Source organism: Helicobacter sp. 13S00401-1, assembly GCF_002272925.1.
GTDB lineage: Bacteria > Campylobacterota > Campylobacteria > Campylobacterales > Helicobacteraceae > Helicobacter_I.
In genome coordinates this window covers 23,790-35,351 of sequence record NZ_MLAR01000015.1, presented here as the reverse complement: position 1 = coordinate 35,351, position 11,562 = coordinate 23,790, and the positions used below count along the sequence as shown (strand labels likewise).

General features: G+C 35.3%; 9 protein-coding genes. 1 reads left to right on the top strand and 8 read right to left on the bottom strand.

The genetic code is table 11. The annotated features are described in order from the left end of the window. Positions 1–303: 303 nt before the first annotated feature. Complete coding sequence (locus BKH43_RS07215) at positions 304–1,950, bottom strand: outer membrane protein transport protein (protein ID WP_095230082.1); 1,647 nt, start codon at positions 1,948–1,950, stop codon at positions 304–306. A gap of 107 nt (positions 1,951–2,057) precedes the next feature. Between BKH43_RS07215 and lgt the strand changes: the two genes are divergently transcribed. Then, positions 2,058–3,002: a prolipoprotein diacylglyceryl transferase gene (lgt, locus tag BKH43_RS07210; RefSeq protein ID WP_095230080.1), complete on the top strand. Its 945-nt coding sequence runs from the start codon at positions 2,058–2,060 to the stop codon at positions 3,000–3,002. 202 nt (positions 3,003–3,204) lie between these two features. Here lgt and BKH43_RS07205 read toward each other — a convergent pair whose 3' ends face one another. Genes BKH43_RS07205 through BKH43_RS07175 form a run of 7 tightly spaced genes read right to left on the bottom strand, consistent with a single transcriptional unit; the run spans position 3,205 to position 11,560 of the window. Continuing rightward, positions 3,205–4,671, bottom strand: a complete 1,467-nt coding sequence (locus BKH43_RS07205) for an O-antigen ligase family protein (protein ID WP_095230078.1) — start codon at positions 4,669–4,671, stop codon at positions 3,205–3,207. 47 nt (positions 4,672–4,718) lie between these two features. Continuing rightward, complete coding sequence (locus BKH43_RS07200; RefSeq protein ID WP_095230076.1) at positions 4,719–5,924, bottom strand: LL-diaminopimelate aminotransferase; 1,206 nt, start codon at positions 5,922–5,924, stop codon at positions 4,719–4,721. 12 nt (positions 5,925–5,936) lie between these two features. Continuing rightward, positions 5,937–7,055, bottom strand: coding sequence for a hypothetical protein (locus BKH43_RS07195; RefSeq protein WP_095230074.1), 1,119 nt, complete (start codon positions 7,053–7,055; stop codon positions 5,937–5,939). Next, a complete protein-coding gene (locus BKH43_RS07190) occupies positions 7,052–8,458 on the bottom strand; it encodes a hypothetical protein (protein WP_095230072.1) in 1,407 nt (468 codons plus the stop codon). Before BKH43_RS07190 ends, BKH43_RS07195 begins: the two co-directional genes overlap by 4 nt. Next, on the bottom strand, positions 8,451–9,164 hold the full coding sequence (rlmB, locus tag BKH43_RS07185; protein ID WP_095230070.1) for a 23S rRNA (guanosine(2251)-2'-O)-methyltransferase RlmB: 714 nt from the start codon (positions 9,162–9,164) through the stop codon (positions 8,451–8,453). Before rlmB ends, BKH43_RS07190 begins: the two co-directional genes overlap by 8 nt. A 3-nt stretch (positions 9,165–9,167) precedes the next feature. Then, a complete protein-coding gene (locus BKH43_RS07180) occupies positions 9,168–10,499 on the bottom strand; it encodes a pitrilysin family protein (RefSeq protein WP_095230068.1) in 1,332 nt (443 codons plus the stop codon). 14 nt (positions 10,500–10,513) lie between these two features. Continuing rightward, on the bottom strand, positions 10,514–11,560 hold the full coding sequence (locus BKH43_RS07175; protein WP_095230066.1) for a dehypoxanthine futalosine cyclase: 1,047 nt from the start codon (positions 11,558–11,560) through the stop codon (positions 10,514–10,516). Between the last annotated feature and the right edge of the window lie 2 nt (positions 11,561–11,562).

Genomic DNA, 11,562 nt, shown 5'->3' with positions numbered 1-11,562 from the left:
CGTTAGCTCGCCCGTTTCGTGGTGCAAAAAAATGGAAACAAGTAAGCAGAAGTGCGAACGCCATTTTTTTGCTAGAAACGGAATTAGCGAGGCTCTCCCCTTGATTGCCGAAAAAGTACCTTTTTCGGGGTTAAGGGGAGTGAGGAGGGGTTAAACCCCTTTTTGGTTAAAGAAAATCTACAAATAATAATCTATGTACAAAAGAAAATGTTGGAATAAATATCTAGTCAATAGTGTAAAGAGATTGGAACCACCCGATAAAAATGATTCTATAAAAAAATATTACAAAACTTAGAATCTAAACTACCATCTATAGCCAAGTGAAGCAGTAGCGATACGAAGTTGTCCGATATGAGGACCACTATAAATTGATCGTCTATTTTCTTTAAAAGTCTGACTTAAAGCTACTCCTATATCAAAGCCTCTAAAGTTATACTTTGCACCAAAACCCACCATATAGCCATCACTATCTGGTATACCTATCATGTCTTGTTGCACTGGTGATTGCTCATAAGCTACACTAGCCATGAGTCTAAGCTTTTTGCCTATATAAGTAGCCCCTAGTCTAAAGTGGTTAGTATCCCTCCAACCTACCCCCATAGCAACAGCACTAAAGTCAGCAAGGTTTATCATACTTTTTAACTGTTCTTGAGAAAAGCTTTGTGCCACGCTTCCTGGACTTGCTTCAAACTTAGCATGGTCTGCATCAAAGCTTATATCAAACTTCCTTCCCCTACTCCAAAATGTTCTTTCATAAACTGCTTCTAGTCTTACTGGTCCTATCTGATGGGCATAAGCTAGAGTTATAATCTCTGGCATAGTTATAAAAAGATCTAAAGTAGTTTTCATCCTAACACTTCCTACTGGACCACCTATAATGGTGTTAGCATCAAGATTCCCTTTAAAATCAAAACTTACTGGAGAGCTATAAACGACTGAGAACATGCCATTATCCGCTACTCTTATTGAAAGGGCTGCCCTATAACCAAAACCTAAGTCACTTCCATCACTTCTTTGATCAACGCGCGCTGTACCTACTAGGGAGGTTTGGATATTTGAAACCATGCTTTTTATAACATCTAGTTGGCTAGCACCTTGAGGCAGACCTAAGATTCCTAAAATAGTTGGATTCCTTTGAACCGTCCCAAGGCTATCTTCCATAGAAGTAGGTATAAGGCCAGGTGGTAAGCTTTTAAGCACATCTGGGGAAAAAGAAGGAGTATTACCAGGGTTTTGGGCTGTGCCTAGAGGAACATAGACAGTGTTGTTAAACTTGCCCATACCATAGAGGATTCTAGGGGCTATGGAGACTGAGATTCTATCATTATAGGTATAGCTTATAGGAGTACTAAGCTCAACTAAGAAGATAAATATATCTTGTAAAAACTCCCCACCCTTACCTTGCCACTGCAAAGCCAGTCCACTAGGGGCTATAAAACTTGCGCCAAATGTAAGGCCATTATAAGTTTTAGACTTATAAAAAAACTTAGGCATAAAGAAGTTAGTATCACCAGTAAAGCCACTTACATAAGAGCTATCTGGAGTTGTGTGTTGAAGTGATATGGTAGTTGGGATAAGATTTTGAACGTTTATGTTTGAATTAAAAACTTTGTTTATGCCATTAAGCAAGTCCCCGCCTGTTTGGGCTATACCTTTATAGGTAAGGTGGGTTATAGAAGTTAAGCCCTTATTAGAAGTTGGGACATCAAAACTAAAGCCTGGGATGTTGATGATGCTAAATGCCATCTCAAACTCATTTTTATTCTCCCCATAGTCATTAGCAAAGCCCATATTAGCTGGATTATAGTAGCTTGCATCTGCACCACGTGCTCCTGCTACATAAGCACTTGAAAGTGCAGTGCCATTTAAGCTTTGTTCTTGAATCTTAAAGCCATTTGCAACAACAGCACAAAGAGTTGTAAGTCCTAAAACAAAGGCTTTTTTAAACATTAACTACCTTTTTAAACATTTCACATAAAAACTAAGCAAGCTAAATAAGAGCTACATTTTAACTAAGTATCTATAATAGCAGTTAGTTTTTACCACAAGGATATCATTTGAACGCATGGAATGAAATTTACACGCATTTTAACCCTGTAGCTTTTGAAATATTTGGATTTAGAGTTTACTGGTATGGTATGGCCTATGTTGTAGCCCTACTGGGCGCGCTTTTTATCGCTAAACGCTTCATTAAAACTAACCCTAGATTTGCTAGTGTTACTAGTGCTATGATAGATAGTTACTTTGTTTATGCTGAGCTTGGAGTTATACTTGGTGCTCGCTTTGGTTACGTCTTTATTTACGATCCTAACTCTATGTACTATCTAACGCATCCTTGGCAAGCACTAAATCCTTTTGTAGATGGTCACTTTGTTGGTATTGCTGGTATGAGTTATCATGGAGGAGTGATAGGTTTTATCATAGGTAGCCTTATCTTTTCTTATGTAAAAAAAGTAAATATTTTTATATACCTTGACCTAGTAGCCCTCTCCCTCCCACTAGCCTATGTTTTTGGGCGTATAGGGAACTTTTTAAATAAAGAGCTTTTTGGGCGCGTTATAGAAGATCCGCACTTAAAATTTCTAGGTATATATGTAGATGGCTATCTTAGGTATCCTAGTCAACTTATAGAGGCCTTTTTAGAAGGTATAGTAGTCTTTTTTATAGTACTTTTAGTTTCTAAAAAGCTAAGGTTTAATGGCTCTCTTATAACTATATATGGTATGGCTTATAGCTTTATGAGATTTGTAGCTGAGTTTGCTAGGGAGCCTGATATACAGCTTGGCTTTTATGGCGACTTTACTATGGGACAAATCCTTTCAGTCATCATGTTTATCATAAGTGCTATAGTTTTTATACTTTGCCTAAAGTGGGATGCTAAAAAAAGAGTGCTTCAGACTTCAAAAGAAAGATTAAGCACTAAAGATATAAAAAGTATCTCAAAGACAAAAAGTAAAAATGTAAATAAAAACACATATAAAAAATCAGAAAGTAAAAAGTAAGTTAGCTTTATAAGCCTTATTGCAGCAAGGCTTATAAAGCTAAATATTATAAAATGTATAGTTTTTATGGAATCTAGATTCTATAACCAAAGGCAAAAGAGTCTTAACGCTTTAGCTATATAAACTTAAATGATATATAAAGTAAGAATCATCCCTTCTATAAACATCTCACACTATCTAAATATTTGAGTAATAAGAAAGCTTATAAACTCTTAAAGTATCCCCTCTTAAGCTTTTTATCAAGCAAGGTTTTAGCATAGATTCCAAGAGTGATACCATAAAACACAAAAAGCACCATCTGGGCTGCAAAGAGTATAAGCCAGTCAAAGAAAAATGAGATACTTTCACCAAGTAAAAAGATACAAAGAAACATACCCCAAAACTTATATACTCCCCTATTATGCCTATAAATATAAACTCCTACATAAAACATAAAGATAGTAAAAAGATAAATGGCTAGTGCGCCTATGATACCTAGTTCAAATATAGCACTAACAGCAGAGTCATGAGGATGTATATAAGTATGAGGATTACCATCTTTTATATCAGTATCATGGGCTGGCACGTAAGCAAAAGGATAACGCACATCCTTATAGTCCCAAAAGTTTTTTTCTAAGTTATATACAAACTCTCTAGGATAATAGCCATTAGGCCTAAAAGGGTTTTCTTTTATAGCAAGTAAGATAGACTTTAATAAGCTTAGTCTAATGAGTGAGCTTTCTTCAAAATGCACTTTTTTATCTAGCGGATAAGAAAACTTAGAGCATAGATTAGAAGTAGCACAGTTTACATCAAAACGGCCCATCTCTCCTGGGGCTACACTCCAAACTGTATGTATATTTTTAACCATAGCCTTAGCATCAAACCTTGGGTTTAACTTGCCTGAGTAGTTATAAAATCCTATAAAAAGCGCTATTAGAGCGATTATACAAACTATTATGATGGTAGCTTTATACTTATACTTTATGATAAAAGCTGGAAGGATAAGCATAAAAGGAAGGGCTAGGAAAAAAGTCCTAGTATTATTAGCTACTAGTGATGCAAGTGCTAAGATAAGTAGCAAAAAGCCTAGAATCTTCCAAGGTCCTTTAAAAACAAAAATGCTTGCATATCCAAAAGCAAGTCCTAAAAGTAGCCATGTGCCAAAGATGATAACACCAGTTAACCCTATAGCGCTTCTATAAGGCCAGCCACCATGAGCTAGCCAGATCTTAATAGTTATGATTTCTATGATAACTAAGGCAAGTCCTATAAGAAAGACAAAAAAGTTAGTGTGCTTTCTAGAAAAAGCAAGCATCATAAAGTAGCTAAATATAAGAAAGAAAAGACTTAGCCAAAGGTTAAAGTTTATATATTTTAAAGTCCAGTCTATGCGCGCTGCATTAAGAAGTGAAAGATAGGCAAAGATAACAACGATGGCAAAAAGTATAAGTGGTATCTTTAAAGGGACAAGGCGCTTAAATCTAAACTCTCTAAAAAAAAGTACTAAAAAAAGAAAGGCTGCTACAAAGTAGATATTTCTTGCCCTTACATAGCTATCTGCCCCTGTCATATAAACTACTAGCCCTAAGACTATGCATAAAAGCCAAAGATAATAGCTTCCTATAAGATTATATAACTTTAATCCAGCCCCTACTTTTCTTTTCCCCTCTAACTCTTTTGTCTGCAAACTAATACCTTTTTTAACTATTGATGTTTAAACTGCTTTTTTAAGACTTAAAACTTTTTTAAGAATGCTTTTAGGTTTTTAGCAGCATGTCTTATGCGTTTTTCATTTTCAATTAGCGCTATACGTACATAGCCCTCTCCTGCTGGTCCAAAGCCTATGCCTGGGCTAAAGGCGATGTTTGCTTCTTGAAGCACAAGTTTACAAAACTCCAAACTTCCAAGATGGGCTACTTTATCTGGAATCTTAGCCCATATAAACATAGAAGCCTTAGGCATCTCTAACTCCCAGCCAGCACGCTTAAAGCACTCTATCATGACGTGCATTCTTTTTTCATACTTTTGTTTTATCTCTTCAACACAACTTTGATCACCATTTAGTGCGACTGTAGCTGCTACTTGAAGTGGCGTATAGATTCCATAATCTATCCAGCCTTTTATCTTTTGTACTGCTTCGATAATCTTTTTATTACCCACTACAAAGCCTATACGCCAGCCTGCCATGTTATAAGTCTTACTTAAAGTGTAAGTTTCTACTGCTACATCTTTTGCGCCTGGGACTTCAAAGATGCTAACTGTTTTAAAGTCTCCAAAACAAAGCTCAGCATAGGCTATATCACTTATTATATAAAAGCGCTCTTTTTTAGCTAGAGCTACTAGTCTTTCATAAAAGCTTTTATAAGCTACTACCGTAGTTGGGTTATGAGGAAAATTTACTACTACAAACTTAGCCTTAGGAAAGTTTTCTTTTAAAGCGTGCTCTAGGTGAGTAAAAAAGGCATCTTCATCTACTTCATAGTTTGCGTTGTACTCTAGGGGGAAGGTTAAGACATTAGCCCCATTAATATTAAAAGCATAGTGGTGTATAGGGTAACATGGACTTGGAACTATGGCGTTATCACCAAAGTTAGTTATAGCTTGTACAAGATGTACAAAAACTTCTTTACTACCCATACCAACACATACTTCTAAGTTAGGGTCTAAGTCTATATCAAAACGTCTTTTATACCAGTCTGCACAAGCAAGACGCAGCTTATAGATGCCCTTACTTACAGAATAGCCTTGATTTTTAGGCTTTTTAGCACTCTCACAGAGCTTGTCTATAATGTGTTTTGGAGTAGGACCATCAGGATTACCCATGCTAAAGTCTATGACATCTATACCCTTAACACGCATGTCATACTTAATCTCATTGATGGCACTAAAAATGTATTTCGGTAGTCTTTTTATCTTATCAAACTCTATCTCATCAAACATACTTACTCCTTTTTAGTTTAAGTCTATCATTTCATCTTGAGTATTGTTATCTTTGGTGTGACTTCTATCATCTTTTTCTATACTGTTATCTAGTTCTTGCTCATTTGGAGTGTTTGGCTGAGTTAAACTATCTGTATCTAGTGGTTTGGTAGTTATGTTTCCTTCGCTTTGAGGAAGGGTGTTTTTTGTGGTATCTCCACTAGGAGTTAAGTAAGGATTAGTTGTTATACCATTTGGAAGTGTGTTGGTATCACTTTTTGATGTGCCATTACTTTGAGTAGTAGAATCTTGTCTTATAACTGGCTCATCTACTTTAAAACTTACTTGGATGCCATTTCTAAGTCTTACTGGCTCATAAGTATCACTAACTAGTATAAAGCTAATCCCACTAGGCATCTTAAAGGTATAAGTTGACCTTAAATCATCAGTTGTGATGTTATTAACTATCTTCATATTTTTATCAAAAAATATTATCTTAGGGCGCCATAAAGTATCAGAACTTAGCGTCATAACTCCACTTGCATCAATTGCTAGCCAGTATCTTCCACTAACCCTATTAAGTGTGACATTTGCTATATTTTCATCTACTATGAAGGCATTAGTAATGCTAGGATGCATCAAAGTTATATCATACTCCCATGTTAGGGGTGAAAGTTTATTAATACTATTTATCTCATAGCCTCTTTTTTCAAGCTCACTAGTTAAAAGTATAGGGTCAACCATACTTTCACTATTTAACGTATAAGTAGTTTCTAAAGTGGAATCTGATTTATTAGCATCTGAGATATAAAAGTAAGAGTAGCCTAGGGCATTTAGTGCACTACTGACACTAAAGGTTAGAAAAACTGGACTAGTTCTTGTTCTAAAAACTAGGTTTATATTACTCGGGTTATCTAGTCTTAGGTTTAAAAGACCATTTTGCTTCAAGGTTTGAAGCACTTTTTTAAAATTCACCTCGCCATTACTTAAAAAGAAAGACTGCTCTTTAGAAAATATCCTCTTTATAAAGTTAAGGTTTTGCATATAAAGTGGGTTACCTACAAAAGACTGCACTATATTTTGCAAAGGACTTGCTTGTAAACTCAGACTTAAAAGTAGGACTAAAAAGAGGGCTTTAAAGATGTTTTTCATTGTTGTGTTAACTTGTTAAACTCTTTTATAGTTATCTTTTTGAAGCCATCTTTCATGCTAAAAAGATATCTTGCAGGGTTTGATGGAGTAGGATTATCTAGTATTACATTACTTCCATTAACACTTAGCTCAAAGTTAGTATGTCCAAAGTGAAACACTGTGTCATGACTTACATCTAGGGTAAAAGGTGCATTTAAAAGTTTTTCATCCTTAGCCTTAGTAGTTAGATCAATATAAGATAACCATAAAGGCTCACTAGAGTTAAAAGTTATCTTATCAACATCTGCATTAGTTGCCCCTTCTTGCGCATTAGCAGTAGTTGCAGCAGCATTAGTAGCTAAGCCCATACTTGTATCTTGAGTACTAGCTAGTGCTTGACTTGGAGGCGCTTTAGTAGTACTTAAGTGTTCCATTTGTAAATTAGCATTTCTTAACTTAGCTTCTTTTCTATTTTCAAAAGCTACAAAAAGCGCTATAACAACTACGATAACTACTATAATGATTATAAGTATGATGATACCTACAACCTTTCCTACTTTTTTATTACCTCCACTAGAGTTTGAGTACTCTAGCTTTACACCTTGTAAGTCTTTTCTTTTAGTTCTAGTTCGATTTTCCCTTGGGATATAAGTGCTAGTTTTAACAGGTGCTTTATCTATGCCCTCTTCTACTATCTCATCTTTTTTGATTCTTTCTATCTCATCTTTTGGTAGATTAGGATCTATAAAGTCTGCTGAGGTTATAGTCTCTCTATGTGTTTCATCCCTCTTAGCACGCTTTAAGGCTTTTTGTTCTTCCCTAGTTTCTTCTATCTTAGATTCCACTAAGTCAAAGTCAGTAGACTTTGGTAAGTCCTTACTATCTATACCTTCTTCTTTAAGCTCATCTCTTTTTATCTTTTCTTTACTTTCTTCGCTAAGACTAGGATCTATAAAGTCAGCTGGAGTTATAAGCTCTCTTCTTTCTTCATCTGCTTTAGCCCTTTTTTCTATAGCCTTAGCTTCTTTTTGCTTAGAATCTTCAGAAGCTACAAAAGGAAAGGACTTGTGTTTTTTTGCATTTTCTTGTTCTTTTAAAAAGTTTTTAGCTTCATTTAGATTTTTTTGATTTTCAGGATACTCATTTAATACATTAGATTGAGAAGGTAGGGAAGTAATGGCACTATCATCTATTTTTACATTTTCTATCTTATGATGCTCATCATACTCTTTTATCCACTCGCTTAAGTCCACATTAAACTCGCGCTCTAAGATTCTTACAAAACCTACAGCCCTAACTCTCTCCATGCTATCAAAGTTCTTATTTAAGACATCTTCTATACGTGCAGGAGTAAGATTGGTAGCCTTTCTGATGTCTTTGATATCTAGCTTTTTTAGCTTTTCTAAGCCTTCTATCTCACTCATTTCCTTCCTTTTTAATTGTAAAGCTATTTATTCTATCTATTAAGATTCCATTTGCGACGCTGACATTTAAAGAGTTGAAATTATTTGCCATCTTTATAGAAAGTATTCTATCTAATTTTACTTTTATTGCATTTTTTAGACCTTCAGCCTCGCTGCCCATAAATAAAGCCCATTTTGTAACTTTTTCAGTAGATTTTAAGCTTTCTCTGCCCTTCATATCAGCACCTATTAGAGTGAAGTCTAAGGCTTTTAGCTCATTTATAGAATCTAAAATATTACTAGAGTAGGCAAACTTAACATCCATTAAGGCTCCACTAGAAGCCCTAAAAACCCCTTCCATAGCACTAAAACTTAAGGGTCTATCTAAGAGTAAACCTTCAACCCCTAAAGCTAAAACATTCCTACAAATCGCCCCTATATTGCCAACATCTTCTATACCACATAGCACAACTAGGGAGTTTAAAGTTTTTAGTTCTTTAAAACTAAGTGGTTCTAAGTTTTTTATCTTCATAAAATAGCCCTGGTGATTATTACCATGGGCTAGACTTTGTGCTTTTTTGTTATCTAGCCTAAGTATAGGGACATTTAAAGCCTTAAGCTTAGAAAAAAGTCCTTTATCTATATCCTTGCTAAGCAAGACTTCTTCTATAGCTTCTTTATGATGGGTTAGTGCGTATAAAAAGCTTTGTTTTCCATAAATTAGCATAGGTTATTTACTTGGTGCATTTTTAGTTTCTGGTGAAGTCACAAGAGCAAAGACAAGATTTTTAAGCTCAACATGCTTTTTTATAAAGTCATTAATCTCTGGCAGTGTAAGAGTTTTTACTTTTTCTAAGTCAAGCTCATTTTGATTTAGCGGCAAGCCATTAAAGTAGGCCATATACTTTTTAGAAAGCCTTTGTTCTATAGTTTCATTCCTTAAAGGTTCGCTGCCTATTAAAAACTTCTTAGCATCATCTAGTTCTTGCTCACTAACGCCTTTATCTACAAAGTTTTGAACAGTTTGTTTTACTAAATCTATAGCCTTAGTTGCATTAGCCCCTAAGTCTGTGTTCATACCACCAACTGCCCAACTTAAAACCCTACCCATATCAAAACCTATATAAGCACTATAAGCAAGACCTGCTTTTACTCTAACAGTTTCTAAGATTCTAGAGCCAAAACCGCCAGCTCCTAATATAAGACTAGCAACACGTGCTTTATAGGCATCTTTTTTTAGATCTATACCTACTAGTGGGGCTCCAAAGGCTATACTTGCTTGCTGCACACCTTTAAAGGTTTTTATAGCTGTATCATCTTTAAGTGCCTTTTTTTCTGCATCAGTGATAGTAAACTCATAGTGTGGGATCTCTATAGTGCTTCCAACTGGTAGTGCTTCTAGGATCTTTTTTAAATGCTCTAAAGTTTTAGAATCTAAATCTCCTCCTGCAGTTATAACAAGACGAGAAAGCACTACATTACTATCAAGATAGTTTTTTATATCTTTTAGATTTAACTTGTCTATACTGGCTAGATTTCCTAGAGCATCTTTGGCTAAAGGAGTGCCTTTAAAAGCAGTTTCGTTTAAAAGTTGTGAAGCTTGATAGTCAAAGTCAGACTTTGAGCTAGCAAGATTAGCCTTCATATAAGAGATAGTGTCATTTAGGGCATTTTTACTAAGGTTAGGATCTTTTAGCAAATCTCCTAGCATATTTATAGAAAAGTCTTCATACTGTTTTAAAAACTTTAGTGAGTAGACTAAAGTTGTTCTACCTGTTCCTACATCAAGTTCTACTGCCTTAGCATCAAGGGCTTTATTAAAGTCTATATTGCCTAGCTTCTTAGTCCCACGGCTTAGCAAAAAAGCACTTGCATTAGATATAGGTAAGTTGCCATCATAGGCTCTGCCACCACCGCTAAAGTGCAAGCCTATCACACCAAAAGAGACGTTTTTATCCATCTCTGTTATAACTGGAATCTTAACGCCTTTTACCTCTAAGTACTTTATATCGCCTGCCATCACTACTCCTAAAAATATAAAAAATGCAACTATAAACTTCATAAGCACTAACTCCTCTAGTATCTTTGCAATATCTCATATGCTGTATTTCGTTTAGCTGGATACTCGCCTATATCTCTTATAAGCTCTATCATCTCAGCTTCATTCATAGAGTTTCTTGCTCCTGCTGCTGCAACTACATTTTCTTCCATCATAGTACTTCCTAAGTCATTAGCCCCAAACAAAAGTGCTAACTGACCTATATGGCTTCCTTGAGTAACCCAGCTACTTTGTATATTAGCTATATTATCAAGATAGATTCTAGAACAAGCTAGCAACCTTAGGTATCTATGACTGCTAGCCTTAGAGATGTTAGGTAACTCAGACTTTAAAGGAGTGTTATCTGGTTGAAAACTCCAAAGTATAAAGGCTCTAAAGCCTCCTGTTTCATCTTGCAAGTCTCTAACGCGTCGCCAGTGTTCTATTATATCTTTATTACTCTCTACTGTTCCAAACATCATAGTTGCAGTTGATTTTATATCTTGTAAGTGGGCAAGTCTATGTACTTCTATCCACTCAGCGCTATCAAGCTTCTTAGGCGCTATAATATCTCTTACTTCATCGCTTAATATCTCAGCCCCAGCACCAGGTATAGAACTAAGACCTGCTTTTTTAAGACGTCTTAAAACCTCTTCTATGCTTAGATGAGAGACTTTGGCGATATAGTTTATCTCTATGGCGCTAAAGCCGTGGATTGTTATAGTTGGAAACTTTTTAGCTATATGACTAACTAAGTCTATATAGTAATCTATCTTAAGCTTAGGGTGTACTCCACCTTGAAAAAGTATCTGTGTACCGCCTATATCTAAAAGCTCTTCTATCTTAGAATCTATATCTTCAAAGCTTAAGATGTACTCACCTTCTTCTCCGATATTTCTCTTAAATGCACAAAACTTGCAATCAACCCAACAAATATTTGTATAGTTTATATTTCTATCTACTATAAAGGTTGTGATCTTATCTTTATGAAGCTCATTTTTAACCTCACTTGCTAGCTTTCCTAAGTCTTTTAAACTAGCATTTTCCATCAAATCTAAAATCTCTTCATCACTGTATCTTTTCATCA